General features: G+C 70.8%; 23 protein-coding genes and 1 pseudogene. 10 read left to right on the top strand and 14 right to left on the bottom strand.

Features of this window, described 5'->3' with window-relative positions; all coding sequences use genetic code 11:
* Positions 1–62 precede the first annotated feature (62 nt).
* Positions 63–887: a helix-turn-helix transcriptional regulator gene (locus tag ABZ453_RS32840; protein WP_359020763.1), complete on the bottom strand. Its 825-nt coding sequence runs from the start codon at positions 885–887 to the stop codon at positions 63–65.
* A 354-nt stretch (positions 888–1,241) separates the two neighbouring features.
* Between ABZ453_RS32840 and ABZ453_RS32835 the strand changes: the two genes are divergently transcribed.
* A complete protein-coding gene (locus ABZ453_RS32835) occupies positions 1,242–1,733 on the top strand; it encodes an ATP-binding protein (protein ID WP_358602307.1) in 492 nt (163 codons plus the stop codon).
* Positions 1,734–1,808: 75 nt separating this feature from the next.
* Here the strand turns inward: ABZ453_RS32835 and ABZ453_RS32830 are convergent, their stop codons facing one another.
* Positions 1,809–2,027 (bottom strand): DUF397 domain-containing protein, encoded by a 219-nt coding sequence (locus tag ABZ453_RS32830; protein ID WP_240865671.1) that lies wholly within the window; start codon positions 2,025–2,027, stop codon positions 1,809–1,811.
* A 447-nt stretch (positions 2,028–2,474) separates the two neighbouring features.
* On the opposite strand from ABZ453_RS32830, the gene ABZ453_RS32825 reads away from it, so the two are divergent.
* Both ABZ453_RS32825 and ABZ453_RS32820 read left to right on the top strand, forming a co-directional pair.
* Positions 2,475–3,005, top strand: coding sequence for a hypothetical protein (locus ABZ453_RS32825; RefSeq protein WP_359020647.1), 531 nt, complete (start codon positions 2,475–2,477; stop codon positions 3,003–3,005).
* Between the two features lie 39 nt (positions 3,006–3,044).
* On the top strand, positions 3,045–3,551 hold the full coding sequence (locus tag ABZ453_RS32820; RefSeq protein WP_359020645.1) for a DUF4232 domain-containing protein: 507 nt from the start codon (positions 3,045–3,047) through the stop codon (positions 3,549–3,551).
* A 12-nt stretch (positions 3,552–3,563) separates the two neighbouring features.
* Here ABZ453_RS32820 and ABZ453_RS32815 read toward each other — a convergent pair whose 3' ends face one another.
* Positions 3,564–4,676 carry a DUF2786 domain-containing protein gene (locus tag ABZ453_RS32815; RefSeq protein ID WP_359020643.1) on the bottom strand — a complete coding sequence of 371 codons (1,113 nt, stop codon included), beginning with the start codon at positions 4,674–4,676 and terminating at the stop codon, positions 3,564–3,566.
* A gap of 96 nt (positions 4,677–4,772) precedes the next feature.
* Between ABZ453_RS32815 and ABZ453_RS32810 the strand changes: the two genes are divergently transcribed.
* Positions 4,773–5,504: a Clp protease N-terminal domain-containing protein gene (locus ABZ453_RS32810; RefSeq protein ID WP_359020641.1), complete on the top strand. Its 732-nt coding sequence runs from the start codon at positions 4,773–4,775 to the stop codon at positions 5,502–5,504.
* A gap of 35 nt (positions 5,505–5,539) precedes the next feature.
* Entirely contained in the window at positions 5,540–7,228 is a 1,689-nt protein-coding gene (locus ABZ453_RS32805; RefSeq protein ID WP_359020639.1) for a bifunctional 3'-5' exonuclease/DNA polymerase, read from the top strand.
* Here the strand turns inward: ABZ453_RS32805 and ABZ453_RS32800 are convergent, their stop codons facing one another.
* The 3 genes from ABZ453_RS32800 to ABZ453_RS32790 all read right to left on the bottom strand — a co-directional run bounded on the left by ABZ453_RS32800 (position 7,229) and on the right by ABZ453_RS32790 (position 13,479).
* Positions 7,229–10,411 (bottom strand): BTAD domain-containing putative transcriptional regulator, encoded by a 3,183-nt coding sequence (locus tag ABZ453_RS32800; RefSeq protein ID WP_359020761.1) that lies wholly within the window; start codon positions 10,409–10,411, stop codon positions 7,229–7,231.
* A 530-nt stretch (positions 10,412–10,941) separates the two neighbouring features.
* Positions 10,942–11,847, bottom strand: a complete 906-nt coding sequence (locus tag ABZ453_RS32795) for a glycosyltransferase (RefSeq protein WP_359020637.1) — start codon at positions 11,845–11,847, stop codon at positions 10,942–10,944.
* A 186-nt stretch (positions 11,848–12,033) separates the two neighbouring features.
* Positions 12,034–13,479 (bottom strand): DHA2 family efflux MFS transporter permease subunit, encoded by a 1,446-nt coding sequence (locus ABZ453_RS32790; RefSeq protein WP_359020635.1) that lies wholly within the window; start codon positions 13,477–13,479, stop codon positions 12,034–12,036.
* A 94-nt stretch (positions 13,480–13,573) separates the two neighbouring features.
* Here ABZ453_RS32790 and ABZ453_RS32785 point away from each other — a divergent pair, with 94 nt between their 5' ends.
* Positions 13,574–14,317, top strand: a complete 744-nt coding sequence (locus ABZ453_RS32785; protein WP_359020633.1) for a TetR/AcrR family transcriptional regulator — start codon at positions 13,574–13,576, stop codon at positions 14,315–14,317.
* A 262-nt stretch (positions 14,318–14,579) separates the two neighbouring features.
* Here ABZ453_RS32785 and ABZ453_RS32780 read toward each other — a convergent pair whose 3' ends face one another.
* The 8 genes from ABZ453_RS32780 to ABZ453_RS32745 form a co-directional block, all read right to left on the bottom strand.
* Complete coding sequence (locus tag ABZ453_RS32780) at positions 14,580–15,542, bottom strand: LysR family transcriptional regulator (RefSeq protein WP_359020631.1); 963 nt, start codon at positions 15,540–15,542, stop codon at positions 14,580–14,582.
* 206 nt (positions 15,543–15,748) lie between these two features.
* A complete protein-coding gene (locus tag ABZ453_RS32775; RefSeq protein WP_359020629.1) occupies positions 15,749–16,996 on the bottom strand; it encodes a VWA domain-containing protein in 1,248 nt (415 codons plus the stop codon).
* A 16-nt stretch (positions 16,997–17,012) separates the two neighbouring features.
* Positions 17,013–17,798, bottom strand: a complete 786-nt coding sequence (locus tag ABZ453_RS32770; RefSeq protein WP_359020627.1) for an SRPBCC domain-containing protein — start codon at positions 17,796–17,798, stop codon at positions 17,013–17,015.
* A 3-nt stretch (positions 17,799–17,801) separates the two neighbouring features.
* The gene (locus tag ABZ453_RS32765) at positions 17,802–18,695 is read right to left on the bottom strand and encodes a MoxR family ATPase (RefSeq protein ID WP_359020625.1); all 894 of its coding nucleotides are present in this window, start codon (positions 18,693–18,695) and stop codon (positions 17,802–17,804) included.
* Positions 18,692–19,582 (bottom strand): XdhC family protein, encoded by an 891-nt coding sequence (locus ABZ453_RS32760; RefSeq protein ID WP_359020623.1) that lies wholly within the window; start codon positions 19,580–19,582, stop codon positions 18,692–18,694. The genes ABZ453_RS32765 and ABZ453_RS32760 overlap by 4 nt, the downstream gene beginning before the upstream one ends.
* A gap of 47 nt (positions 19,583–19,629) precedes the next feature.
* Complete coding sequence (locus ABZ453_RS32755; protein WP_359020621.1) at positions 19,630–22,026, bottom strand: aerobic carbon-monoxide dehydrogenase large subunit; 2,397 nt, start codon at positions 22,024–22,026, stop codon at positions 19,630–19,632.
* Positions 22,026–22,553: a (2Fe-2S)-binding protein gene (locus tag ABZ453_RS32750; protein WP_359020619.1), complete on the bottom strand. Its 528-nt coding sequence runs from the start codon at positions 22,551–22,553 to the stop codon at positions 22,026–22,028. The genes ABZ453_RS32755 and ABZ453_RS32750 overlap by 1 nt, the downstream gene beginning before the upstream one ends.
* The gene (locus ABZ453_RS32745; RefSeq protein ID WP_359020617.1) at positions 22,550–23,431 is read right to left on the bottom strand and encodes a xanthine dehydrogenase family protein subunit M; all 882 of its coding nucleotides are present in this window, start codon (positions 23,429–23,431) and stop codon (positions 22,550–22,552) included. Before ABZ453_RS32745 ends, ABZ453_RS32750 begins: the two co-directional genes overlap by 4 nt.
* Before the next feature lie 254 nt (positions 23,432–23,685).
* Here ABZ453_RS32745 and ABZ453_RS32740 point away from each other — a divergent pair, with 254 nt between their 5' ends.
* From ABZ453_RS32740 to ABZ453_RS32725, 4 genes and pseudogenes are all read left to right on the top strand, one after another.
* Complete coding sequence (locus tag ABZ453_RS32740; RefSeq protein ID WP_359020615.1) at positions 23,686–24,804, top strand: XdhC family protein; 1,119 nt, start codon at positions 23,686–23,688, stop codon at positions 24,802–24,804.
* 475 nt (positions 24,805–25,279) lie between these two features.
* Positions 25,280–26,098: an MHYT domain-containing protein gene (locus ABZ453_RS32735; RefSeq protein ID WP_359020613.1), complete on the top strand. Its 819-nt coding sequence runs from the start codon at positions 25,280–25,282 to the stop codon at positions 26,096–26,098.
* A 112-nt stretch (positions 26,099–26,210) separates the two neighbouring features.
* A pseudogene (locus ABZ453_RS32730) lies at positions 26,211–26,402 on the top strand (hypothetical protein); the annotation flags it as partial.
* Positions 26,403–26,505: 103 nt separating this feature from the next.
* The coding region (locus ABZ453_RS32725; RefSeq protein WP_359020759.1) for a transposase at positions 26,506–26,858 on the top strand (353 nt) is incomplete at its 3' end.

Below are 26,858 nucleotides of genomic sequence, written 5' to 3'. Positions count from 1 at the left end.
CACGTCATCGTACGTGCGCGCCACATGAGTTGGGGATGCGGACCGAACTTCTGGGGAGAACCTCAGGAAAGCTGGAGGAGACCCCGCAGAAGGTCACGGCTCTCGTCCGGCCCCGGACTGTCCCGCTGAAGCTCCCCCAGCGCCTTCTCGTACTGGGCGACGTCCTCGGCCTTGTCCAGATAGAGGGCGCTGGTCAGCTGCTCCAGGTAGACGACGTCGGTGAGGTCCGACTCCGTGAAGGACAGGATGGTGAACGCCCCGCTCTCGCCGGCGTGGCCACCGAAGCTGAACGGCATGATCTGCAGCCGTACGTTCGGCTGCTCGGAGATGTCGATCAGGTGCTGGAGCTGACCGCGCATCACCTCCCGGTCGCCGTACGGGCGGCGCAGCGCGGCCTCGTCCAGGACGATGTGGAAGTCTGGGGCGTTCTCCGAGACGAGGTACTTCTGGCGCTCCAGGCGCAGCTCCACCCGCTTCTCGATGTCCGACTCGCTCGCGCCCTTCATGCCGCGCTTGACCACCGCGCGCGCGTACTCCGGCGTCTGCAGCAGTCCGTGCACGAACTGCACCTCGTAGGCGCGGATCAGCGAGGCCGCGCCCTCCAGACCGACATAGGTGGGGAACCAGCTCGGCAGGACGTCCGAGTAACTGTGCCACCAGCCCGCCACGTTGGCCTCACGCGCGAGGGACAGCAGCGAGGTGCGCTCCGTCTCGTCGGTGATGCCGTACAGCGTCAACAGGTCTTCCACGTCCCGTGTCTTGAAGCTCACCCGGCCCAGCTCCATCCGGCTGATCTTCGACTCCGAGGCACGGATCGAGTAACCCGCCGCCTCGCGCGTGATTCCGCGCGCCTCGCGCAGTCGCCTGAGTTGCGAGCCGAGCAGCATGCGCCGCACCACCGATCCGGGCTCTCCCACGCTCACGTTCGCCAGCCTCCCCAACGCCTTCAGGGGCCGAAGTCTGCCACTAAAACACTCCGAGCAGTACTCGTCCGATTACAGAGATGGAAAGAAGTCAAAGATTCTGCGCAGGCCGAAGGAAGGAGTTGGCAAGTAGCGGGAGAGAAGATGGCGGAAAAAATGACCAAGAAGCGGTACGGGAACGTCCAATTCGGTCACCTGCACGTGCATCTGCACCTTGCATCTGCACCGCGCATCCGAAACCATGGTCTCGCGCATCCGCTGCATCGCAACGACCGCGAATTCCCGGGAGTGCCTCGCATGGGGACGAATGGATCGACCATGCTCGAGCCGTTACGGCAGGGCCTTCCGCCGCTTGATCCCGCGGCCGTGTCCAACGCCGCCTCCTGCGCCCTGCCCGCCCGCTACGAAGCGGTGCGCGAGGCAAGGCTGTTCACCCGGAGAACCCTCGACCAGTGGGACGTCGGCGAGCGGTTCGACGACGTGTGCCTGGTCGTCTCGGAACTGGTGACCAACGCCCTGCGGCACGCCCTGCCCGCGGGCGCGGTGTGCTCGGCGGAGCAAGTGCCGCTCGTGCGGCTGCACTTGATGCGGTGGACCGAGCGGCTGGTGTGCGCGGTCCGCGATCCCAGCCAGGACTCTCCCGTCGAGCGGGAGACCGAGGACTTCTCCGCGGAGTCCGGGCGGGGGCTGTTCCTGGTCGACTCCTTCGCCGACAGCTGGGGCTGGCACCCGCTGGCCGGCACGCTGAGCGGCAAGGTCGTGTGGGCCCTGTTCCGGCTGCCGCAGGTACAGCAGGCGTCCGCCGAGTGAGCTTTGTCGACGCAGCGTGACACCGTTGTCTCTACGCGCGTCACTCAGCCGGGTCGCAGGTCGGCGGCCCGGTCCTCAGCCCGCGACCAGGTGGTCGAACTCCCCGTCCTTGACGCCCAGGAGCATCGCCTCTATCTCGGCGCGGGTGTAGACCAGGGCCGGACCGTCGGGAAAGCGGGAGTTGCGGACGGCGACGTCGCCGCCGGGCAGCCGGGCGAACTCCACGCAGGAACCCTGGGAGTTGCTGTGCCGGCTCTTCTGCCAGGCCACCCCGTCCAGCTCCGTGGCCGCCATGCCGTTGTACACGTCGTTGTACACGTCGTGGTCCACAGGTCGCTCCCCGGTGGTGCGGTGGCCTTGGGGCCAGTGATGCAGTGGTCAACTGACCCGGATCATAACCCTGTTCACGTGCAGATGCATGAGCAGATGCACGTGCACGGGGGGTGGTCCTGTGGTTACAGCTTTGACGACTCCTTTACCGGGTCGATCGGCGTCTTCCCCGAAGCCCGGCGGACATCCCCCGTCCACTAGGAACAGACGCACTGGGAGCCGTTCCTGTTCCACCGTTCAGGCGGTCGCGCGGAGCGTATGCGGCGCTCGCGTGGCTCAGCAGGGGGTACGCAAGTCCTGCCACGAAGTCTCACAGGCGCTCCTCATGGCATCGACGGGTGCGGCTGGTAGCTTGCTGCGGCCGGCCGGATGGCCGGCCGGCCACGGTCCGCTAGAGCTTGGGAGCTACCAGTGACTACGGCGACCTTCCCGCGTCCCTCTCGTACGGCGCCGCGTCGGCCGGTGCGGATCGCCGCGGCCGCCGCGGGGCTCGCGGGCGTGCTCGCGCTGACCGCGTGCAGCGGCGGTGGCGGCTCCAAGGACGACTCGTCGGCGAGCCCCTCGTCGGTCGCCTCGTCCTCCGGCGCGGGCACGGGCGGCTCCGGCGGTACGTCGACCACCGCGTCCGGCGGTCTGCAGGGCAGTTGGCTCGCCACCACCGACGGCAAGGCGGTGGCGATGGTGATCACCGGCAAGCAGGCCGCGCTCTTCTCCACCGGCGGCAGCGTGTGCAGCGGGACCGCGGGCAAGGAAGCGGGCATGCAGATGATCCATCTGACCTGCACGAACGGCGACAAGAAGCGGGCCACCGGGATGGTCGACTCCGTTTCGGGGAGCGCGCTGAAGATCACCTGGTCGGGGGCGCTCGGCAAGGAGACGTACACCAAGGCGGAGGGTGGCAAGCTGCCGTCCGGGCTGCCGACGGCCGGTGCGGGGCAGTAGGTTCGGCGGCGTCACGCCCCTGATCACCAGAGGAACCACATGCGCACCACCCCGCTCGCCGTCGCGGCCCTCGCCTCGGCCCTGCTCCTGACCGCCTGCGACAGCAACGGCGGCGGTGACGACGGCGACAAGAACAAGACCGAAGCCGGGTGCACGGTCGGCGTCGCGGTCGCCGCCAGCGCGGCGCCGTCGGCCGGGGACACCGGCGACGTCACCGTCACGGTCACCAACCGCGGCACGAGCTGCACGCTGAACGGCTTCCCGGGCGTCGACCTCGTCGCCGGTGACAGCTCGAAGACGGTCCCCGCCGACAAGAGCGGGAAGCCGGCGAAGCTGACGCTTGCCAAGGACGCGACGGCCTCGTTCACGATCACCTACACGCGCGGTGAGGCCGGCGGCAAGCAGAGCCTCGCGGTGAAGACCGCGAAGTTCACCCTGCCCGGTTCCACCGCCGGCCACAGCTTCGCCTGGTCCTACGGTGATGTCGCCCTCAAGGGTGATGCTCCGGAAGCGTCGGTGACGCCCCTCACGCAGGCGGGCGACTGACGGACCGCCGGCTCACGGCAGCCGCGGCCGGGCCCCCACCTGGGCCCGGTCGGCGGCCTCGGCGCCCTCGCTCCAGCCCGCCGCGTCGGTCACCCCGCGCAGCCGGCTCATGGTCGTCTTCGGGAACATACGGTCCGTCTCGGTCGTGACGGCGACCTCGCGGGAGGCCAGTACCGGCAGCAGGTCGTCGGTGACCTGCATCTCGGCGGCTTTCCCGAGACGGTTGCCTATGCGGTGGGCGTAGGCCGCGAGGAAGGACTGGCGGAAGGTCTTGGTGCGTCTGCGGCCGCCGGCACGCTGGGCCGCCTCGGCCTTCGTCATCGCGTGCGTGGCCTGCACGAGGAGCGAGGTGTAGAGCAGTTCGACCACCTCCAGGTCGGTGGCGAAACCGACGACCGTGGAGAAGCCGAAGGGTTCGTTCCACACCGCACGGCAGTGGTTGGCGGCCGCCACCGCGTCCAGCAGGACCGCCTTCGCCTGTTCGTACGGCGGCTCGACCCCGATCCGCCAGGCACCTGGGGTGTCCCCCGTGGGCGTCCCGGCCGCGAGGAGCGCCTCGTCGATGCTGTGGCGGGCGGTGAGTTCCTGCGCCTTGGCGGTGAGGGCCTCCGCCTCCTCCGGGAAACCGGTCGCCTCCGCCTTGGCCAGCAGCGCGCGGATGCGCGCCAGCATGCGGGACTCGGGGCGGGCGGCCGGCGTGCGGGCGGGCTCGTGCTCGTCGAGCGGCTCCAGGGACGGCAGGCGCAGCAGCAGTCGGTACAGCTCCAGGGCGGTGGTCGCGTGCGTGAAGCGGTCGGTGCCGGCAGGCGGTTCCCCGGTGAGCTCCTCCACCTGGGCCCTCCAGCGGGGGCCGCGGGGGCGGTCGTCCGGCGACTGCGCGCGGATCAGCGCCGACGCCAGCCGCACATGCGCGTCCTCCAGCTCGCGCCGCACGATCCGTACGACATCGGCGGGCTGCCAGCCGCGCTGCCAGGACGAGGCCACGAACTCCCGGCCCCGGCGCGCCAGTTCCTCGTCCGCGGCCGGGTCGGCGGCCAGCAGGGAGGCGCCGGTGTCGAGGGCGGTGTCCGACTCGGCGTAGAGGGCGGCCCGGAAGGCACGGTCGACGGTGCTGGCTGTACTCACCCCTCGATCGTGACACGGGGCACTGACAGCGATGGACTTCCCGGCAACTGTCAACCGACGGTTGACACCCCTCTGCTGTCAACCTAAGGTTGACACATGTCGACGAACCCGACCACGTCATCCGTACGTCTCGACGACCTCATCGCGGCGATCAAGAAGGTGCACTCCGAACCCCTGGACCAGCTCCAGGACGCCGTCATCGCCGCCGACCACCTCGGCGAGGTGGCCGACCACCTGATCGGCCACTTCGTGGACCAGGCCCGCCGCTCGGGCGCGTCCTGGACCGACATCGGCCAGAGCATGGGCGTCACCCGGCAGGCCGCGCAGAAGCGGTTCGTGCCGAAGGAGTCGGCCGACCTCGACCCGAACCAGGGCTTCGGCCGGTACACGCCGCGCGCCCGCAACGTCGTGATGACCTCGCACAACGAGGCCAAGGCCGCGCCCCACACCGAGGTCGTGCCCACCCACCTGGTGCTCGGCCTGCTCGCCGAACCGGACGGGCTGGCCGCCAAGGCGATCACCGCGCAGGGCGTCTCCCTGGACGCGGTGCGGGAGGCCGCGCGGGCCGCGCTGCCGCCCGCCGCCGAGCAGGGCCCGGAACTCGTGCCGTACTCCTCGGACGCCAAGAAGGTCCTGGAGCTCACCTTCCGCGAGGCCCTGCGCCTGGGCCACAACTACATCGGCACCGAGCACATCCTGCTGGCCCTGCTGGAGTTCGAGCACGGCACCGGGGTGCTGTCCGGCCTCGGGATCCGCAAGGAGACGGCGGAGACCGAGCTGGCGAAGCTGCTGGAGGGATACCTGCAGGCCCCGCCCACCGCGGGCTGAGGCCGTTGTCAGACCCTCCTGCCACACTCGCGACCATGACCGACCGCTGGGCGCTCGCTCCGGCCGAGGACGGTGGCGTGGAGATCGCCCCCCTCGGTCCGGACGGGCTGCTCGCCGGACCCGTGCGGCGCGAGCCGGACCTGGCGGCGGCCGTGCGGGGGCGGCCGGAGGTCGCACGATGGGTGTGGCGGTCCACGGCCGAGGTGTATCCGCGCCTGCTCGCCGCGGGGGTGCGAGTCGAGCGGTGCTACGACGTCGAGGACGCCGAGACCCTGCTGCTGGGCCACGAGGGGCGGCACGGCGAGCCACGCTCGGCAGCCGCCGCCCTGGCCCGGCTGCGCGGCGGCCCCGTACCGCCCGACCCGCCCCACCGGTCCGCCGAACCGGGCTCCCAGTCCTCGCTGTTCGAACCCCGGGCCGTCCAGGTGCCGCTCGCCGACCTGGCCGAGGTGTACGCCGAGCAGCAGCGCCGGCACGAGGCCACCGCGCACCCGGAGCGGATGCGGCTGCTCACCGCGGCCGAGTCGGCGGGCATGCTGATCGCCACCGAGATGAACCACGCCGGACTGCCCTGGAGCGCCGAGGTGCACCGGCAGGTGCTGCACGAACTGCTCGGCGAGCGCTACGCGGGCGGGGGCGAACCCCGGCGCCTGGCGGAACTGGCCGACGAGGTGTCCGCCGCCTTCGGGCGCCGCGTCCGCCCCGATCTGCCCGCCGACGTCATCAAGGCCTTCGCGCAGGCCGGGATCAAGGTGCGCTCCACCCGGCGGTGGGAGATCGAGTCCGTCGACCATCCGGCGGTGAAGCCGCTCGTCGAGTACAAGAAGCTCTACCGGATCTGGGTCGCCCACGGCTGGTCCTGGCTGCAGGACTGGGTGCGGGAGGGGCGGTTCCGGCCGGAGTTCCAGGCGGGTGGGACGGTCACCGGCCGATGGGTGACCAACGGCGGCGGGGCGCTGCAGATCCCCAAGGTGATCCGGCGGGCCGTCGTCGCCGACCCGGGCTGGCGGCTGGTCGTGGCCGACGCCGACCAGATGGAGCCGCGGGTGCTGGCGGCCATCTCGCGCGACCGCGGGTTGATGGAGGTGGCCGGGCGGGAGAGCGACCTCTACCAGTCGGTGTCCGACCGGGCCTTCTCCGGCGACCGGGCGCAGGCCAAGCTCGCCGTGCTCGGCGCGGTGTACGGGCAGACCTCCGGCGACGGACTGAAGAACCTCGCCGCGCTCAGACGCCGCTTCCCCAAGGCGGTGGCGTACGTCGACGACGCGGCGCGCGCGGGCGAGGAGGGGCGGCTGGTACGCACCTGGCTGGGGCGGACCTGTCCGCCGGCCGTCGGGGCGGGCGAGGGCGCGGAGGAGGCCGGCATCCCGCAGGACGAACCGGCCGAGTCCGGCGGCGGGTCCGAGTGGGTGCCGGGCTACGCCTCCACCAACGCGCGGGCGCGCGGCCGGTTCACCCGCAACTTCGTCGTCCAGGGCAGTGCGGCGGACTGGGCGCTGCTGTTACTGGCCGCGCTGCGCCAGTCCTGCGCGGGCATGGCGGCCGAGCTGGTCTTCTTCCAGCACGACGAGGTGATCGTGCACTGTCCGGAGGAGGAGTCGCGGGCGGTGGTCGACGCGATCCGGGAGGCGTCCGCGCTGGCGGGGCGGCTGACGTTCGGCGAGACACCGGTGCGGTTTCCGTTCACGACGGCGGTGGTGGAGTGCTATGCCGACGCGAAGTGATCAGCTCCGGTCGGACAGCAGCTCACCGAGTTCGGCCACGGTCTCCTTCTCGTCCGTTCCCTCCAGGGCGTCGAGGGCGGCCCGCCACTGGTCGCGTGCCTCGTCGTCGTGGCCCGACGCGCTGAGAAGCAGACCGTGTTGGTGGCGGGCGAGACCTGCGGTGTAGCGGTCGGCGCGGGAGTCGGCGTGGCGCAGGAGCCGCTCGCACTCCTCGGCGGCCCGCTCGGTACGGCCGAGCAGGCGCAGGGCGCGGACCAGGCCGAGACGGGCCTGGGACTCGCCGTGCCAGTCGCCGTGACCGCCGAGGATGCGCAGGCTCTCCTCGAAGTGCGGCAGGGCGGCGGCCGGTTCGCCGAGCGTGAGGTGGGCGTAGCCGATGTTGCAGTGGGCGGAGTGGCGCACGATCACGGCACCGATCTCGTCGCCGATGGCGAGGGAACGCCGGTGCTGCTCGATGGCGGCACGGGGGTCGGTGTGCTCATAGAGGTTGCCGAGGTGGCTGTGGGTGACGGCCTCGCCGTGCGGGTCGTTCAACTGCCGTGAGTACTGAAGGCTCTGGCGCAGGGCGCTGCCGGACTCCTCGTAGCGGCCGAGGCCTTCGAGGAGCAGACCGCGGTTGTTCAGGCAGCGGCGGATCCAGGAGGGCCGGTTCAGCCGGCGCCAGAGGACGAGCGCCTGGTCGGTGAGGGCCAGGGCCCACTGCTGGCGGCCCGTCAGGAAGTGCAGGCCCGCAAGGTCGCCCAGCGCGTAGGCCTCCGCCGCGGTGTCGCCGAGCCGGCGGGCCACCCGGACGGCCGCACGGCCGAGCACGTCCATCTCGGCGACGCGGCCGCTGCGGTGGACGTAGGGGAAGAGGTGGCGGACGAGGGTGGAGACATACGCGGCCCGGCGTGGGTCGGTGTCCTCGGCGTGGCGCCGTACCAGCGTCACGACGTTCTCCAGCTCCGTGTCGGCCCAGGCGAAGGCCTGTCCGGAGGACTCGAAGACGGGGAGGGTGTCGACGTAGGGGGCGTGGTCCGCGGGCTGGGTGTCCGTCGGTCGGCGGCGGTCGTCCTGGTCCGGGCCCGCGGGGACGATGGCGGTGAGGGCGCGTTCCGCCACGGCGGCGTACCAGCGGAGCGCGAAGTCGGCGGGGTTCTCTCGCGGGGCGCCGCAGGAGAGTTCGCGGGCGAAGTCGCGGACCAGGTCGTGCGGGGCGTAGCGGCCGTACGTCGTCTCCTCGAGGAAGGCCACGTCGACCAGGCGGTCCAGGGCGGCCTCGGCCCGGTGGTCGTCGATGCCGGACAGCCGGGCGAGGATCGGGGCGCCGTAGGTGGGCAGGTCCAGGACGCCGACGCCGCGCAGGAGCAGGGCGGCGTCGCGGTCCGCCTCGCGGTCTGAGGCGGCGAGGGAGTCGTGGGCCACGGAGAGGGAGCGGCGGACACTGAGGTCGTCGTACTCCAGATGGGACAACCTGCTTCCTGTGGCGTCGAGTTGGCCCGCCAGGGTGTCGGGGGTCAGGGCGCGGCGGGCGGCCAGGCGGGCGGCGACGATCCGCAGGGCCAGGGGCAGGCGGCCGGTGAGTTCCACGAGGGGGTGGGTGGCGTCGAGGGTGTCGCGGCCGGAGACGGCTCGCAGGAGGGCGGCGCTTTCCTCCGTGCTCAGGGGTGTGAGGGGGTGGCGGGTGGCGCCGTCCAGGGTGGTGAGGGGTGAGCGGCTGGTGACGATGACCGCGCAGCCCGGGCCGGCGGGGAGGAGGGGGCGTACCTGGGCCGCGGTCGCCGCGTCGTCGAGGAGCAGGAGGGTGCGGGTGGGGGCGAGCAGGGTGCGCAGGAGGGCAGAGGCGGCATCGGGGTGTTCGGGGATGTCCCGGGGAGCCGTGCCGAGGTCGCGAAGAAGGGCGGTGAGGGACTGGGTGGGGGTGAGGGGGGTCATGCCAGGGGTGGCGCCGTGCAGGTTGATGTAGAGCTGGCCGTCAGGGAAACGATTTTTCAGGGCATGGGCGACATGGAGGGCGAGGGCGGTCTTGCCTATGCCGGGCATGCCGGTGATGACGGTCAGTCGGGGGAGTTGGGCGTCGGCGAGGAGGGTTTCGGCTTCAGGGGTTCGGCCGGTGAAGTGAGCTGGGGGTGGGGGGAGTTGGGCCGGTGCGGGTGGGTTGGGGGCGGGGTCTGTGTGCCCACCCGCACCACCGGTGACGTTTTCGTCGTCGGGTGCGGGTGGCCCCTGCGGGGCGGGCTCGACGTCGGTGGGTGCGGGTGCGGGTGGGTTGTGGGTGGGCGCGGCTTCGGTGGCGGCGGGTGAGGACACGTGCGGGGAGCGGGGGGCTTCCGTGGCCGCGGGGGCGGACACGTGCGGGGTGGGAGTGCTTTCGACGGCAGTCCCTGTCGGTGGGTGCTCTGTGATGTGGTCGCTGTCCGTGGCCGCGGCTATCCGGGTGGCGCGCAGGATGCGTACGTGGGCCTGTCTCACCGCCTGACCCGGTTCCACACCGATGTCGTTTCTCAGGCGGGTGCGCAGGGCCCGGTGGACTTCCAGGGCCTCCGCTTGGCGGCCCATGTGGTGCAGGGCCAGCATCAGTTGGCGGTGGAAGGACTCGCGGAGGGGGTGGGCCGCAGTCAGGGCGGTCAGTTCGGGGACCAGGGTGTCCGGGCGGGCGTCGGGGACGGCGAGTTCGGCGTCGTAACGCCATTCCAGGAGCAGGAGTCGGGATTCCTGGAGCCGTTGGGTGAAGGAGTAGCCACCGAGTTCGGCGGGGAGCCCGCTGAGCGGGGTGCCGCGCCAGAGGGAGAGGGCGGCCGCGCACTCGCGCACGACCCGCTCCCAGTTTCGGGCGGCATGCGCGCCCCGTGCCGTGGCGAAGTGGCGTTCGAAGACATGGACGTCCAACTCACCCTGCTCGACCCGGAGTACGTATCCGGGCGGCACCGACCGCAGCCGCTCGGGGTCGTCGAGCAGCCGACGCAGACGGGCCACGTGGTTGTGCAGCGAGGCCTGTGCGGAGGCGGGCGGGGCTCCACCCCACAACGCGTCCTTGAGCGACTCGACGGAGACGACCCGGCCGGCCTCCAGCAGCAACGCGGCCAGCAGGGCACGGAGCTTGGGGCTGCCGACGGACAGCATCTCGGCGGACGCCTCGCCCCGGGCCTCGTACAGAACCGGCGAGCCGAGCAGTCCGAACCTCAGTTCGCGCCACTCCCCCATGGCCACCCACTACCCACCGTTCTTGGCGGAATTCCGCCCTCCGCCCGGCGGTTTCCCGCCACCCTTTCCTTGACCGGTTCCCTCCGGGATCCGCTGCCGTTCGGCCCGATCGTGGCCGCCCTGCGGCGACTTCGCGCCAGGTGGCGGACGGTGCCGCGGAGGACCGTTGGCCACATGTTAGCGATCTGTTGGCGCGACCTGATGTGATCACTTCATCGGAGCCGGCCCGGGGGTGCGCGCGTTAGAACGCGATGCTCGGGGGAGTGACGCCGCCGCGGCCGGATCCGGGGGACGTGGGAGGGTCCCGGTCGGCGGAGGTGAGCGACCGGGGTCCTCGTCCCCGTTCGCGTCCTCGACCGGAAGCGAGCCGTAGCTCGTACTCATCCGGGACCGGACCGCCGCTCAGACGACCGGCGGACACCCCAGGCACGCGAGGCCGTGAGGCCCGTGAGGCGCTCAGACGACCGGCGGACACCCCAGGCGCGCGAGGCGCTCACACGACGGCCGGACCCTCCAGGCACGCGAGGCGCTCACACGACCGGCGGACGCCCCAGGCGCGTCAGGCGCCATACCGTGCTCCAGCGCATCGGGCGGCGTTCACCCGCCGGTTCCCGCAGGCCTTCCGCGAAACCGCCGAACCAGGCGCGCAGCGCGGCGGGCCGGGAGCGGTTGCGCAGAACGGTCACCGCCATCCAGACGCCGAGGTGGAGCGGGATGAGCGGCAGGGGGAGACGGCGGCGGACCAGCCAGACGCGGTTGCGGGCGTTCACGCGGTAGTAGATCGCGTGCCGGGCCGGTGAGGTCTTGGGGTGCTGGAGCAGGAGTTCGGGCGCGTAGAGGATGCGCCAGCCCGCGTCGACCGCCCGCCACGCCATGTCGATCTCCTCGTGGGCGAAGAAGAACTCCGCGGGCCAGTCACCGATCTGGTCCAGCATCGAGGTACGGAAGGCGTGCCCGCCCCCGAGGAAGCCGGTGACGTGACCACCGCGCAGCGGGTCGGCCGCGCCGAGCCTGGGCACGTGCCGACGCTGGGTCTCGCCGTGCTCGTCCGCGATGCGGAAGCCGACGATGCCGAGCCGGGGGTCGGCGGCGAAGTGGTGGGCGACGCGGCTGAGCACGTCGGCGTCGACGAGGAGGCCGTCGTCGTCCAGTTCGACCACGATGTCCACGTCCCCGAACTCCCGCAGCCGGGCGAGCGCCACGTTGCGGCCTCCGGGGCAGCCGAGGTTCTCGTCGACCTCGAGCAGCGTGACCTCGCCGGGCAGGGCCAGCCGGGCCGCGTAGTCGGGCAGCGGGCAGCCGTTGCCGACGATCACGATCCTGGTGGGGGCGAGGTCCTGCTTGGCGACGGACTCCAGCAGGGCGTCCATCTCGTCGGGGCGGTTGCCCATCGTCACCACGGCGACGGCGATCCTCGGCGCGTCCCTGTCCCCCATTGCGCTCACCCCATCCGCCGTCGGCAACGTCGGCCGCGATGCTAGCCGTTCACGGTAAGGACTTCCTGAGTACGCCGTTTCGTATGCCAAGTCTTGATCGGTCGTACGGCAGGCTCACCCGTTTGCCGTCACGGCGGAGGCAGGGGGTGTACGACGGCCACTCACCGCGGTCGGCGGGTCCCCCGTTCAGCCGTGTGCCTGCTGGGCGTGCCTGGGCAGAAGGCCGACCAGGAGCAGGGTGAGGAGATTCAGCCCGGCCGCGATGCCGAAGACGAGTTCCGCGGCGGCGAGGTAGGAGCCGGCGGACGGGTGTCCGACCCGGGCGAAGAACACCGTGCCGAGAGCGGCCACGCCGATCGCGCCGGCGAACTGCTGCACCGCGTTGAGCAGGCCCGCCCCGGTGCCGACCTCCTCGGCGGTGGCGTCGCCGATGATGAAGTCGACCAGTGGTACGAACACCAGGCCCGAGCCGAGACCGGTGAGCAGCAGCGCGGGCGCCAGCTTCCAGACGGTGACGCCGATGCCCCAGTGGGCGACGGACCACCACAGGGACAACAGGCCCACGACGGCGACGGACAGCCCGAGGTGCAGGGTGGCGCGCCCGAGCTTCTCGGCGAGCACGGCGCCCGCGAGCAGGACGGCGACGGCGGTGCCGAGGGCCCAGGGGATCAGGGTGAGGCCGGTGCGCAGCGGCGTCCAGTGCATGCCTTGCTGGAGCAGCAGGTTGACGACGAGTACGAAGGCACTGAGGGACGCATAGAACCCGGCCACGATCACCAGGCCGACGACGAAACTGCGCTTGCGGAACAGCGACGGCGTGATGACGGGATGCCGGCTGCGCCGCTGGGAGACGACGAAGAGGGCGAGCAGGCCGACGGCGGCGGCCATCATGACGTACGTCCAGACGGGCCAGCCGAGTTCGCGCCCCTGGATGAGCGGGACGATCAGCAGGGCCGAGGCCGCGGTGAGCAGGCCGACGCCGGTGAGGTCGAGACGGGCGGTCGGGTCCTCGCCGCCGCGCCGGGGCAGTACGCGCAGCCCGAGGGCGAGGGCGACGACGCCGAACGGGACGTTGATCAGGAAGATCGACCGCCAGCCGCTGCCGAACGGGTCCAGGTGGAGCAGCCAGCCGGCCAGGATGGGCCCGCCCACCATGGTCAGGCCCATCAGCGGGCCGACCGGCGTCAGGGCCTTGCGCAGGTGCTGGGGCGGGAACACGATCTTCACCAGGGCGAGTCCCTGCGGGATCATGACCGATCCGCACAGGCCCTGCATTGTGCGGGCGACGATGAGGAAGACGGGGCCGGGGGCGAGACCGCAGGCCAGCGAGGTCAGGGTGAAGCCGGTCATGCCGAGCAGGAACAGCCGTCGGCGCCCGAGCAGGTCGCCGAGCCGCCCGGAGGTGACCAGGCCCAGGGCGAAGGCCGCGGTGTAGGCGCTGAGCACCCACTGGACCGTGACCTGACCGCCGCCGAGATCGGCGCGGATGGAGGGGCCGGCGAGGTTGGCGACGCTGGAATCGACCAGATCCATGATGTCGGCCAGAACCACGACGACCAGGACGAGCCACGCGGTGCGCAGCGGCAGGGTACTGACAGGGGGCGCGAGGGATTCGCGCTGGTTGATGGACACGAACACTGTTCTACTCGCGATCGATGTTCTGAACAATACGAACACTGTTCTTAGTGACACAGAACACTGTTCGTCGATGCGCTAGGCTGCCCGTATGTCACCGACTCCGCAGGAACGGCGCGCGGCACGGCACCAGCTCGGCACGGGGTCCGGGGCACCCGCGGGCCGACGCGGGCCGTCCGGCGGACGCAAGAAGCCGATCACGGTCGACGCCATCGTCAGTACCGCGTTCGGCATCGTGGAGAGGGAGGGCTACGAAGCCCTGACGATGCGGCGCGTGGCGAGCGCGCTGGAGACCGGGCCGTCCTCGCTCTACGCCCACGTGGTCAACAAGGAGGACCTGGACGAGTTGCTCATCGGCCGGCTGTGCGCCGAGATCGACCTGCCCGAGCCGGACCCCGCCACTTGGAGGCAGCAGATCACCAGCGTCTGCGCCCGACTGCGCGACCAGTATCTGCGCTACCCGGGCATCTCCCGGGCGGCCTTCGCCGCCGCCCCGTCCAACCTGGACACGCTCCGCCTCAGCGAGGGGATGCTCGCCATCCTGCTCGCCGGGGGCATCGCCCCGAGGACCGCGGCATGGGCGATCGACTCCCTGATGCTCTACGTCAACGCCTACAGCCTCGAGGTCTCCCTGGCCGGCAGCCGACTCGACCGCGCCGACGACGGCTGGGTGGTCAGCCGCGACGAACTCCTGCGCCGCTTCGCCGCGCTCCCCGACACCTTCCCCCACACCAAGCGCTACGCCACCGAGCTCACGGCCGGGACGGTCCACGACCGCTTCGACTTCACGATCGCCCTGATGATCGACGGTCTGCAGAACCGGGAGGCGGACTGAGGGTCCGCCGAGGAGCCAAGTCCGCACCCCCAGCCACTCACCGCAAGCACGGCACCACAGTTCCCGACCACCTGACCGACCAGAGCGACCGCGGCCCGCCGGTACCACCGGTACCACCGGTACCACCGGTACCACCGGTCCAGCGTGTTGCCGTAGTTGCCCATGTAGCCCTCGTACCAACAGCACGAGGACCCCGAGACCCCATAAAAGCGGCCAATAGACTCAGAGCCGCCATTCCCGGCGCATCACATCAGCGCAGAAGCTAGCTCCAGAGCGTGACATGGATGGCCGGCCGGAAGCGGCCCGGGGTGACGCCCGCGCCGCGCAGCATGGCCTGGGTGGCGCGAGGCGTGGTGACAAAGCGGCGCAGCTCGGCGGCGGCGGGCAGGGCCTCACGGTCACCGAGGGCAAGGAGGCTCCAAGAGCCGCGGACGAGTAGCTGAGGCCCGTTCAGCTCACGGAGGTCGCCGTCGGCCAGATCTTTCGCGACGGCGAACGCGACAGCGAGCGCGATGCCCTTGCCGTGCTTGGCCTCGTCGATGGCGGCAGCGTGGCTCTGGAAAATGCGTTGATTGTGCTCGGGTACCCCGAGCCGGCGGATTACCAAGGGCACCAGACCCGCCCGGCCCACCGCAGACGGCCCGAGAAGCCACGTCTGGTCGCGCATGTCGGCGACCCCGGCCGGCCCGGACCTGGAGGCGAGTGGATGGTCGGCGCCGACGACGGCGATGAGCTGGTAGTTGAGGAAGGGGGTACAGATCATCGCGTTGTCGACGGTGGCGGGCCGGGGCCCGATGGCGACATCGACGGCCCGCTCGGCGAGCAGGAGTCCGAAACGCTGCGGATCGTGCAGGCTCAACTCGACGTCGAGATCGTCGGCGCGCCCCGCGAACAGCTCGATGAGGCCGGGCGCGGCGTACTCGGCGAACAGGCTCGACGCGGCGACCCGCAGCAGCCGCCGCCCGGACCCGGCCTGTTTCACCTCCAGGATGGTCTGGTCCTGCAGTCCCAGCATCTCGGCGGCACGGCTGGCGAGTCGCAGCCCACCGGGCGTGAAGGCGAGTCCGTTGGCCGTCCGACTGAACAGCTTGTCGCCGAGTTCCCTGCGCAGATGCGCGATATGCATCGAGACCGCAGCCTCGGTCACGGCTAGATCCGCCGCTGCGGCCTTCACAGAGCCGAGGCGGACGGTCACCGAGAACGCACGCAGTTGTGCCGGGGTCATGGCTCACCTCCCGCGCTCGCCACGGATACCCAATCACCTGTGACCTGGGCTTCAAGCTAGCGCACAGATCCATCAAGGGCCGTGGAAACGACGAATCCCCTGGACGCCGCGAGTACGCGCACGAGCAAGGAGCCGGCGGCGATGGGCGAGCCCACCCGCGAGCAACGGATGCAGGCCCGGATCGAGGCTCCGCGCACGGGGACCGGCTACAGCCGGTGCAGCGGGCTTGAGGGGCGAGGTTCGGCACGGCCCGTGAGGTGCGCGATCTCACCCGGCACCCGCAGCAGAGCCGCGAACGTGTCCGCCGGGAGGAGCAGGTCGACATGAGGGAGTGCAGCCGTCATCGTCGTCGTGCGCGGGGTGAACCCAGGGGCGCCCGCACGGGGGTTGAGCCAGACCACCGTGTGCGCGCGGCGGCCCACCCGGGCCATGGCCGTGGCGAGACGGTCGGGTGGGTCACCGTCCCAGCCGTCCGAAGCGATCAGGACGACCGCGCCGCGCAGCGTGCCCCCGTGGTGCGAGGCCAGCAGTGCCTCCAGGCAGTGCGCGATCCGGGTTCCGCCGAACCGGTCGACGACCCGCTCCGTCGCCTCCTCGAACGCGGTCTCGGCCGAGCGGTGCGCCAGCACCGGGGTGAGCCTCGTCAACGATGTCGCGAAAGCGAACACCTCGGCGTGCGTCGTCAGTGCGAGCGCCCGCATCAGATGCAGGTACGCCACAGCCTGCGCCTGCATCGACCGGCTCACGTCGCACAGCACGACGACCCGTCGCGGTCGGTCCACGGGTCCCGTGCGCACCAGCCGCACCGGTTCCCAGCCGGTGCGGCGGGCCCGCGCAACCGTCTCGCGGATCGCCACCCGGTGTCCGCCCGGCCGCACCGCATACCGCCGGGAACGGCGTGTTGGCCACCGCCTCAGCGCCGTCTCCAGCCATTGTCCGAGCAGTTCGGCCTCCCGTTCACCGAGCTGCTCGAAGGGTGTGTCCACGGCACCGGCCGCATCGGTCGGCAGCCGTTCCGGCACGGTCAGGACGTACGCGTCGTCGTGCGTGGCGGCCGAGACCAGCGGCGGCAGCGTCACCCACGGCAGCCCGGCGCCCTCGATCGGGTCGCCGGGTGCTCCGGGCGGTGAATCGTGGGCGCCGTCACCGCGCGGGAACGAGCCGGCGTGGCCGTCACGGCGTGCGTGCGGGTCCACCGCCAGTACGGCTTCGCCGAAGACGGTGTCGAAGACCTCGTCGAACCGGGCCAGGTGCGGCTGGTCGCGGATGAGCGTGACGCGCGCCGACCAGTACAGCGCCGCGCGCGTGGTCGACGGCGACACGGCCAGCGCGGCCACGAAGTCCTGCACGGCAGTCAGGCCCACGGGCACGCCCCGCAGTCGTAGCCGGTCCGCCAGCGCCACGGCGAACGCGGCCCGGTCGACGGCGGGCAGGAACGGCTCGGTCCGTGTCATCGCGTCGGCTCCGCCCTCAGCGGACCAGCAGATAGATCACCACACCGATGACGACAGCTCCCACGGCCACCGGGATCAGCCGCTTGTACACCGACCTGCCGGCCAGCGCCATCAGGTCCAGGGGCTCGCTCTCCTCCTCGGCCCGCACCCGCGGTGTGGCCGGCACGGATTCCGGCCGCCCTTCGGCCGACGCCGACGTGGATGCGGTCTCGGACGGCGCGTTCGAGGCCGGCGCCGGCTCCGGATCGATCGCCGTCCGAGGGGCGGGGGAAGGCTGTACGACCGCCGCGGCCTGTGCCGCCTCCGCTCGCGCGGTCGACGACGGGACCGGCTCCGGTGCCGGGGTGTCCGGCTCGGCCGGGGCCAGCAGCTGTTCCTCCACGTTCGCGACGAACTGGGCGAACAGCTTCTCCGAGATCTCCTTGATCATCCCGCTGCCGAACTGGGCGAGCTTGCCGCTGATGTTGAGGTCCGTGCTGACCGACACGACCGTGCGTGTGCCCTCGGCGCGCAACCGCGCGTGGACGGTCGCCGACGCGTTGCCCTGCCCCCGCGTGTCCTTGCCCGTGGCGCTGATCACGGCGGTGTGCGTGGCCTCGTCCCTCTCCACGAACCGGGCCGTGCCCTGGAACTGGCTGATCACCGGCCCCACCTTGATCCGGACCTTGCCGCGATGGACGTCACCGTCGACTCCGGTGAGCTGGGCACCCGGCATGCACGGGGCGAGGGCCGCCAGATCGGTGAGCGCCGCCCACGCCCGCTCAACGGGTACGTCGACGCCGAACTCGTTGTCTATCCTCATGCCTTACGGTCTCCTCGCCTCTTCAGGATGGCCGAGTTCATCGAGGGCCCCCGTGATGGTGGTGCGGTCGTCGGGGCTCTTGGCGACCGCGCTCAGAGTGCTGACGATGTCGCGGCGGGCCAGCCGGGACACCCGCAGCGCGGCGAGGGCGGAGACCCAGTCGATGGCCTCCGCCATGCCGGGTGCCTTGTCCAGATCCAGGGCGCGCACCCGGCCGACGAACTCGGTGGCGGACGCGATCAGCGGTTCACTCGCGGCCGGCACCGCCCGGCGCAGGATCTCCACCGCGCGCTCGGGGGTGGGGAACTCGATCCAGTGGTAGAGGCAGCGGCGGCGCAGCGCGTCGTGCAGTTCGCGGCTGCGGTTGGAGGTGAGCACCACGAGCGGCGGTCGTACGGCGGCGAACGTGCCCAGCTCCGGGATGGTGATCGCCCATTCGCCGAGGAACTCGAAGAGCAGCGCCTCGAATTCGTCGTCGGCCCGGTCGATCTCGTCGATGAGCAGCACCGGAGGTACCGGCCCCTGATGCCGTACGGCCCGCAGCAGGGGCCGGTCGAGCAAGAACTCCTCGCTGAACAGGTCCGCGTCGGCCAGGTGCTCGCCGCGTACCTCGGTGAGCCGTACGGTGAGCAGCTGACGCTGGTAGTTCCACTCGTACAGCGCCTCGCCCGCCCTCAGGCCCTCGTAGCACTGCAGCCGGATCAGCGGGGTGCCCAGCGCCTCGGCGAGCGCCTTGGCCGCGCTGGTCTTGCCCACACCTGGCTCGCCCTCCAGGAGCAGCGGCCGGTCAAGGACCGTGGCCAGGTGGAGAGCGGTCGCGGTACCCTCGTCGACCAGGTGGCCGACCTCGGCGAGACGCCGCCGTACGTCTTCGGCGTCCGGGAACAGTTCTCTCACCCTCCAGCCACCACTCCCGCCGCCCAGCGGTCCCGGCAGCCGGTCGCGCAGAACCAGAACTCCTCGTCCCCGGCGGCCAGACGAGGAGTGTCCGGGCCCACGGTCACGGTCATCCCGCACACCGGGTCCACCGCCTCGGCCGGGCGGTCGGCGGCGGCCGGCGGAGCCGGGCGCGTCGACACCAGGGCCTTGACGGCCTCCGCCAGGATCGACAGCGCGACCTCCGGTGCCGTACGGGCGCCGATGTCCAGTCCGGCCGGTGCGTGGATCCGGGCGCGTTCCTCCTCCGTGAGGCCGAGTTCGTCGAACAGGGCGGAGCCCCGGCGACGGCTGGCGACCAGCGCGATGTGCGGCACGCCCGCGTCGAGCGCGGCACGCAGCGCCTCGGCGTCACCGCGGCCCTGCCCGGCCACGATGACCGCGCCCGCCTGCTCGGCCGGCGGGCCGTCGGGCAGCGAGCGAGCCGTGGCGTAGCCGAGGACGTCGGCGAGGGCGACGAACGCCTCGGCGATCGGGGTGTGTCCGACGACCTCGATCAGCGGCGGTGGCAGCACGGGCTCCAGAAAGATCTCCAACGCCCCTCCGGACAGACAGGGATTGATTACCACCTGCGCTCCCGGCATGTCCGGGAACACGGCCTCACCCTGCGGCAGCACGCGCAGCAGCAGCGGACGGCCGCCGTGCAGGGCGCCAAGGGCCGCCGTACGCACCGAGCCCTCGGCGCACACCCCGCCGACGAACCCGTCGATCGTGCCGTCGCCGAACACGATCGCCTCGTCGCCCGGGTGCGCGGACGCGGGCGCCTGCGCACGTACCACGCGGGCGTGTACGAACGGCACGCGCTGCTCGGTCAGTTCGAGCGCTCGTTCGCTCACCGTCTTGGGCATTCGGTCACCTCCACGGACCTCTCCTCGCCTGTGTCCCGGCCCGTTGCTCAGATCGGCGGCATCGGACGGCCCTGCATCGCCTCCCACACCCGCGAGGGCGTCAGCGGCATGTCCGCGTGCCGGATACCGAACGGCGCCAGCGCGTCCACCACCGCGTTGACGATCGCCGGCGGCGATCCGACCGTCGCCGACTCTCCGATGCCCTTGGCGCCGATGGGATGGTGCGGCGAGGGGGTGACCGTGAACCCGGTCTCCCAGTCGGGGACTTCGAGGGCGGTCGGGATGAGGTAGTCCATCAGCGAACCGCTCAGGCAGTTGCCGTCCTCGTCGAAGGCGATCATCTCCATCAGCGCCATGCCGACACCGTCGGTGAGCCCGCCGTGCACCTGCCCCTCGATGATCATCGGGTTGATGCGGGTGCCGCAGTCGTCGACCGCCACGAACCGCCGTACCGTCACCTTCGCCGTGCCCGGATCGATGTCGACCACGCAGATGTAGGCGCCGTGCGGATAGGTGAGGTTCTCCGGGTTGTAGCAGATCTGCGCCTCCAGGCCGCCCTCGACGCCCTCGGGCAGATCGCCGGCGCCGTGCGCCCGCATCGCGATGTCCTGGATGGTCACCGACGCGTTCGGGTCGCCCGCCACCCGGAAGGAACCCTTCTCCCACTCCAGGTCCGCGACCGACACCTCCAGCATCCCGGAGGCGATCAGCTTCGCCTTGTCCCGCACCTTGCGCGCGACCAGCGCCGCCGCCGCGCCCGAGACGGGCGTGGACCGGCTGCCGTAGGTGCCGAGCCCGAACGGTGTCTGGTCGGTGTCGCCGTGTACGACCTCGATGTCCTGCGGCGGGATGCCCAGTTCCTCGGCGACGATCTGCGCGAACGTCGTCTCGTGGCCCTGCCCCTGCGACTGCACCGACAGTCGCACGACCGCCTTGCCGGTGGGATGGACCCGCAGTTCGCAGCCGTCGGCCATGCCCAGGCCGAGGATGTCCATGTCCTTGCGGGGGCCCGCGCCGACCGCCTCGGTGAAGAACGACACGCCGATGCCCATGAGTTCACTCCGGGCCCGCTTCTCGGCCTGCTCGGCGCGCAAGGTGTCGTAGCCCACGAGCTCCTTGGCGAGTTCCATGGTCGGGGCGTAGTTCCCGGAGTCGTACACCCAGCCCGTCTTCGTGCGGTAGGGGAACTGCTCGGGCCGGATGAAGTTCTTCATGCGCAGCTCGACCGGGTCCGCCCCCAGCTCGAACGCCAGGCAGTCAACCATCCGTTCGATCAGATACACCGCCTCGGTGATGCGGAACGAGCAGGCATACGCCACCCCGCCCGGCGCCTTGTTGGTGTAGACGGCCGTCATCTTGCAGTACGCGGCCTGAAGGTCGTAACTGCCCGTGAAGACACCGAAGAAGCCCGCCGGGTACTTCACCGGTGCCGCCGTGCCGTTGAACGCGCCGTGGTCGGCCAGCACGTTGGTGCGAACGGCGAGGATCTTCCCGTCCCGCGTCGCCGCGATCTCGCCGCGCATCACGTAGTCGCGGGCGAAGCCCGTGCTGATCAGGTTCTCCGCGCGGTCCTCCATCCACTTCACCGGCTTGCTGGTGAGCAGTGAGCCGACGATCGCGCACACGTAACCCGGGTAGATCGGCACCTTGTTGCCGAAGCCGCCGCCGATGTCCGGCGAGACGACCCGGATCTTGTGCTCGGGCAGCCCCGCCACGATCGCGTACAGCGTGCGGTGGGCGTGCGGGGCCTGCGTGGTGGACCACAGGGTGAGCTTGCCGTCCACCGTGTCGTAGTCGGCGACCGCGCCGCACGTCTCCATCGGCGCCGGGTGGACGCGCGGGTAGACGATGTCCTCGGTGACCACCACGTCCGCGCGGGCGAACACCGCGTCGGTCTCGGCCTCGTCGCCGGTCTCCCAGTCGAAAACGTGGTTGTCGGCCTTGCCCTCCAGGTCGTCGCGGATGACGGGCGCGTCGGGGGAGAGGGCGGTGCGGACGTCGATCACCGGGTCGAGTGCCTCGTACTCGACGTCGATCAGCTCCAGTGCGTCGCGCGCCGCGTAGCGGTCCTCCGCGACGACGAACGCGACCTCCTGGCCCTGGAAGCGGACCTTGTCGGTAGCGAGCACCGCCTGCACGTCGTTGGACAGGGTCGGCATCCAGGCCAGGCCCTTCTCGGCGAGCATGGCACCGGTCACCACGAGGCGGACCTTCGGATGCGCCTCGGCCAGGCTGGTGTCCACGGACACGATGCGGGCGTGCGCCATCGGGGAACGCAGGATGGCGAGGTGCAGCATGCCGGGCAGCTGGAGGTCGTCGACGTAGCGGCCCTTGCCGCGGACGAAGCGCGGGTCCTCCTTGCGGAGCATCCGGCCGTGCCCGGTGGGCTTCTGGTCGTTGTCGACGAACGCGGTGCGGTGGCCGTTCGACGCGACGGTGGTCATCACGCGCTCCCCGAGGTGGTCGTGACGGTGTGCTCGGTGTCCGGGGCCGTCGTCCGGGTGCCGGCCTCCTCCGCCGCCGCCCAGCGGATCGAGCGGACGATGGTCGCGTAGCCCGTGCAGCGGCAGATCTGTCCCGAGATCGCCTCGCGGATCTCCTCTTCCGAGGGGTCCGGGTTGGCGTCGAGCAGGGCGCGCGCGGTCATCATCATGCCCGGGGTGCAGAACCCGCACTGCAGCCCGTGGCACTCCACGAAACCGCGCTGGACCGGGTCCAGTTCGCCGTTCTGCTCCAGGCCCTCGACGGTGCGCACGTCGTGGCCGCCCGCCATCGCGGCCAGCACCGTGCACGATTTGACGGGCTCGCCGTCCAACCACACCACACACGTACCGCAGTTGCTGGTGTCGCAGCCCCAGTGGGTGCCGGTCAGCTGGAGGTGGTCGCGCAGGAAGTGCACCAGCAGCAGCCGCCCCTCGATCTCCCGGGTGACCTCTTCACCGTTGACGGTCATGCTGACCTGCACGATCACACCTCCTGTCCGTTGATCCGGGCCACGGCCCGGCGCAGCACGCGTACGGTCAGTTCGCGCGCGAGATGCCGTTTGTACTCGGCGCTGCCGCGCCGGTCGGTGACCGGGTCGCAGGCCTCGGCGGCGATGTCGCCGGCCCGTGCCCACAGCTCCTCGGCGGGCGGCTGCCCGCGCAGGGCGTCCGCGATCCCCGGAATCCCGGCGGTGTTCGGCCCGACCGCCGCGAGCCCGACCCGGGCGTCCGCGATCAGTCCGCTCTCGTCCAGCCAGACCGCCGCGCCCGCCGAGACGACAGCCCAGTCACCGGCCCTCCGCTCGACCTTCTCGTAGGCGCTCGATCCGCGCGGCCGGAGCGGGAAGCGGACCTCGGTGAGGATCTCGGCGTCGCCGACGGCCGTCTCGTACGGCCCCTGGTGGAAGTCCTCCATCGACACCACCCGCTCGCCGTCCATCCCCTGGATCACGCAGGACGCGTCGAGCGTCGTGCACACCGCCGACAGGTCCTCCGAGGGGTCCGCCTGGCACAGGGAGCCGCCGAGCGTGCCCCGGTTACGGACGACGGGGTCGGCGATCACGCGTTCCGCGTCGCGGAAGATCGGGAACGCGGCCGCCAGCTCGGCGGACTCCAGCAACTCACGGTGCCGGGTCATCGCGCCGATGCGGATCTCGCCGCGCTCGACGCGGATGTAGCCGAGCTCGTCGTGCAGCTCGTTGATGTCGATCAGGTACTCGAAGTTGGCCAGCCGGAGCTTCATCATCGGGATGAGGCTGTGCCCGCCGGCCACCAGACGTGCCGTGTCGCCCAGCCGGTCCAGGAGCGTGACCGCCTCGCCCACCGTGCTCACCCGCTGGTACTCGAACGGAGCGGGAACCTGCATGCCGAATTCCCCCTGTCTTGCCCGGCGTACGGCCGGGCGCCTCGGGCGCCGTTTGCGCCCTCATTTGGCACCCGACCGGAGGGGGTGTCAACGGCTACTTAATCGATCGCTTAACTCGCTCACGGTGATCCGCGCACCGACTTAAGCGAATACTTAATCGGCTGTTGACTTGGGCCGGACCGTGTTCGCATGCTCCGTTCGCCGGGCCCACGGCAGGGTGCACGGTGGTGGTTGCCGGCGAAGGAGGCATACGGGTGCGGGACATCGCGGAGGGCCTGGCTTCCTGGAGCGCGGCGGGCAGGCGGTTCGCCGTGGCGACTGTCGTACGGACCTGGAAGTCGGCACCCCGCAGGCCCGGCGCATCCCTCGCGGTCGCGGAGGACGGCGAGGTGATCGGCAGCGTCTCGGGCGGCTGTGTGGAGGGGGCGGTGTACGAAGTGGCCCGTGAGGTGCTGCAGACGGGCGAGCCGGTCCTGATCACCTACGGCGTCAGCGACGACGACGCGCTGGCGGTGGGGCTGACCTGCGGCGGGATCATCGAGATCCTGGTCCGCCCGGCGGGCGCGGGGCACTTTCCGGAACTGCCGAACGTACTGGATGACATCGCGGCGGGACGTGGCGTGGCGGTGGCGACGCCCTTGCCGAAGGAAGGCGCCGCAGAGGAAGGCGCCGCAGTGGCGACCGGAGAACTGGCCGTCACCTCTACCTCCGTCCTCGGCACGCTCGGCGACTCCCGACTGGACAGCGCCGTGGCCGAGCGGACCCGGGGTCTGCTCGCGCAGGGTGGCACCGAGATCGTGCACGTCGGCCGGGAGGGGCAGGACCGGTGTGACGATCTCGCCGTGTTCGTACAGTCCTTCGCGCCGCCGCCGCGGATGCTGGTGTTCGGCGCCATCGACTTCGCCTCCTCGGTCGCCCGCATCGGCAAGTTTCTCGGTTATCACGTCACCGTCTGCGACGCCCGCCCCGTCTTCGCCACCCGCCGACGCTTCCCCGACGCCGACGAACTGGTCGTCTCCTGGCCACACCGCTACCTCGACGAGACCACGGTGGACGAGAACACGGTGATCTGCGTCCTCACCCACGACCCCAAGTTCGACGTCCCCCTCCTCCAGCGCGCCCTGCGCACCCCCGCCCGCTACATCGGCGCCATGGGCAGCCGCCGCACCCACGAGGACCGGTTGCGCCGGCTGCGCGAGGTGGGACTCGACGAGTCGGAGCTGACCCGGCTCGCCTCACCCATCGGCCTCGACCTCGGCGCCCGCACCCCGGAAGAGACCGCTGTCGCGATCATGGCCGAGATCATCGCCCTGCGCTGGGGCGGTACGGGGCGCCGTCTCGTCGAGACGGCGCCCCTCCCCATTCACCGCTGACCACATCGGGAGTGACGATGAATCACCCGGCCTGGTGATGCGACGTGTTGGCACGTGTGCAGGTTCCGCCGGGTCGGTCTCAGCGGCAGATCTCCAGGTGCCGGCCTTTGCTGGAAAGTTGATCGGTTGGTTTGGTGGGCGGAATGGAAGGGATTGCCGTAGGGATCGGTGCAATCGATACCAGTCCTGGGAGATCTGAATTCGCCGAGTGCGCGCAGGAGATTCCTCTCCGCTCCAGATCGGCTTGGCCGGGGGCGGATGCGACGACATGCCCCTTGAAAATTTCTGAGACAGGGAAAGCGGCGATCTTGATGCCAGGCGCCGCGAGTTCACCCGGTACCAGCAGCAGGAACGCGAAGTGTTGGTCGCGGCAAGGCAGGCCAGGCGCCCCAACGTGACACATCCCGTTGCCGCCGGTTGCCTGTGCAGGCGACAAATGCGCCGCCTGCTACCTCGCATACGAAGGGAAACATCCATGACCGCAACCGTCTCCAACTTCTATTACGGTTCCGCGACTCTCATCGCCGCATATCTGATGGCCTGTCTGGGGGCCGCGCTCGGGCTGCGGTGCACCACCCGGTCACTGCGGCGCCCGCACCACAGAGCTCGGTGGCTGACACTGGGGGCCGTATCCATCGGTTGCGGAATATGGACGATGCACTTCATCGCCATGATCGGCTTCAGTGTGCAGGGCGCCCTGGTCAGCTACGACAACACCAGAACGCTCCTCAGTCTCGTGGTCGCGATCGCCGTCGTCGCCGTCGGTGTGTTCCTCGTCGGCTACCGGGGCGGCTCGCCGCTGAACCTTGCCATGGCGGGCTCTGTCACCGGACTCGGGGTTGCGGCCATGCACTACCTCGGGATGGCCGCCATTCAGACCAGCGGCACCCTCCACTACAACCTGCAGACGGTGGCACTGTCCGTCGCGATCGCCATCGCCGCCGCCGTGGCCGCGCTGTGGGCCGCGGTCACCATTCACGCGCTGTGGTCAACCCTGGGGGCGAGTCTGGTCATGGGAGTGGCCGTGACCGGCATGCACTACACCGGCATGGCCGCAGTCTCCGTCCACCTCACAGCCCAGGCCGCAATCTCACAGTCCTCGGCCGACCTGGTGTCCTTCCTCCTGTTCATGCTCGCCGGCCCCCTCATCGTGATGCTGATCTCCGCTGTGATCGTCATGTTCGACCCCGACCTGCTGCTCGGCCACGAATCCTCGGACAAGCCGACGCACGCCGTACACGGCAACGGCTCACCGACGCCGTATCAGTCGCCGGAGTTCCACAGCTTCCGGTGATCCAGAACTCTCACGGGGCCAGACCGGCCTCGCGCAGCGCGAGCCACCAGTCGTCGCTGATGGAGGTCGATCAGGTCGCGGGGGTGCTCCGCGGTCGGCATGGGCACGGACCTTGGCCGGCTTCGACGAGTGCCAAGTCATCTTCGAGCACGAGAAGTACGGCGCCGAGCTGGAGTCCATCTGCACAGACATCGCCAAGCGTGGCACCGCGCCGGGCATCATCGGCATCTTCGCCACCCAGCGCCCCGACGCGAAGTCCCTGCCGCCCGGCGACAGCGCGAACGCCATCCTGCGGTTCTGCCGGTAGGTGATGAACCACCAGGCCAACGACATGGGGGGCCTCCCTCTGCGTGGTGGACACGCTGATACTGGATCTGCTTGATCCGGAGGAAGCGAGAAGACCGCCGATGGCGATGAAGGACCACTCCGACGAGTTCAAGGCCGATGCCGTGGCCCTGTACGAGTCCACACCCGGGACGACACACAAGAGCATCGCTGCCGACCTGGGCATCAACCGGGCCACCCTGCGTGAGTTGGTGCTGCGTGACCGCGAACGCCGCGGAGTCGCCGCCGCTGCCTCGCCCAGGGTGACCCCGAACGCGCCACCCGCCGCGCGATCAACACGCTCAACCAGCTTGGCTACACCGTCACCCTCAACCCGCTGCTATTTACGCGTCAGTAATCCAGGCCGCTGCGCTGGCCGCCGTGGTGGCGGGAAAATAGGGCCGGTGTCCGTCCGGGACGCCGACGAATCTGTGAT

Source organism: Streptomyces sp. NPDC005799 (assembly GCF_040630525.1).
GTDB classification, from domain to species: Bacteria; Actinomycetota; Actinomycetes; order Streptomycetales; family Streptomycetaceae; genus Streptomyces; species Streptomyces griseorubiginosus_B.
Note: the sequence above shows the minus strand (reverse complement) of the source record. Positions and strands in the feature narration are given on the sequence as shown.

Excerpts from the sequence above, each read along its gene's own strand:
- ABZ453_RS32840 (WP_359020763.1), bottom strand. The coding sequence starts at position 887 with ATGCTGCTCGGCTCGCAACTCAGGCGACTGCGCGAGGCGCGCGGAATC.
- ABZ453_RS32835 (WP_358602307.1), top strand. The coding sequence starts at position 1,242 with ATGCTCGAGCCGTTACGGCAGGGCCTTCCGCCGCTTGATCCCGCGGCC.
- ABZ453_RS32830 (WP_240865671.1), bottom strand. The coding sequence starts at position 2,027 with ATGGCGGCCACGGAGCTGGACGGGGTGGCCTGGCAGAAGAGCCGGCAC.
- ABZ453_RS32820 (WP_359020645.1), top strand. The coding sequence starts at position 3,045 with ATGCGCACCACCCCGCTCGCCGTCGCGGCCCTCGCCTCGGCCCTGCTC.
- ABZ453_RS32810 (WP_359020641.1), top strand. The coding sequence starts at position 4,773 with ATGTCGACGAACCCGACCACGTCATCCGTACGTCTCGACGACCTCATC.
- ABZ453_RS32805 (WP_359020639.1), top strand. The coding sequence starts at position 5,540 with ATGACCGACCGCTGGGCGCTCGCTCCGGCCGAGGACGGTGGCGTGGAG.
- ABZ453_RS32800 (WP_359020761.1), bottom strand. The coding sequence starts at position 10,411 with ATGGGGGAGTGGCGCGAACTGAGGTTCGGACTGCTCGGCTCGCCGGTT.
- ABZ453_RS32795 (WP_359020637.1), bottom strand. The coding sequence starts at position 11,847 with ATGGGGGACAGGGACGCGCCGAGGATCGCCGTCGCCGTGGTGACGATG.
- ABZ453_RS32785 (WP_359020633.1), top strand. The coding sequence starts at position 13,574 with ATGTCACCGACTCCGCAGGAACGGCGCGCGGCACGGCACCAGCTCGGC.
- ABZ453_RS32780 (WP_359020631.1), bottom strand. The coding sequence starts at position 15,542 with ATGACCCCGGCACAACTGCGTGCGTTCTCGGTGACCGTCCGCCTCGGC.
- ABZ453_RS32775 (WP_359020629.1), bottom strand. The coding sequence starts at position 16,996 with ATGACACGGACCGAGCCGTTCCTGCCCGCCGTCGACCGGGCCGCGTTC.
- ABZ453_RS32770 (WP_359020627.1), bottom strand. The coding sequence starts at position 17,798 with ATGAGGATAGACAACGAGTTCGGCGTCGACGTACCCGTTGAGCGGGCG.
- ABZ453_RS32760 (WP_359020623.1), bottom strand. The coding sequence starts at position 19,582 with ATGCCCAAGACGGTGAGCGAACGAGCGCTCGAACTGACCGAGCAGCGC.
- ABZ453_RS32755 (WP_359020621.1), bottom strand. The coding sequence starts at position 22,026 with ATGACCACCGTCGCGTCGAACGGCCACCGCACCGCGTTCGTCGACAAC.
- ABZ453_RS32745 (WP_359020617.1), bottom strand. The coding sequence starts at position 23,431 with ATGCAGGTTCCCGCTCCGTTCGAGTACCAGCGGGTGAGCACGGTGGGC.
- ABZ453_RS32735 (WP_359020613.1), top strand. The coding sequence starts at position 25,280 with ATGACCGCAACCGTCTCCAACTTCTATTACGGTTCCGCGACTCTCATC.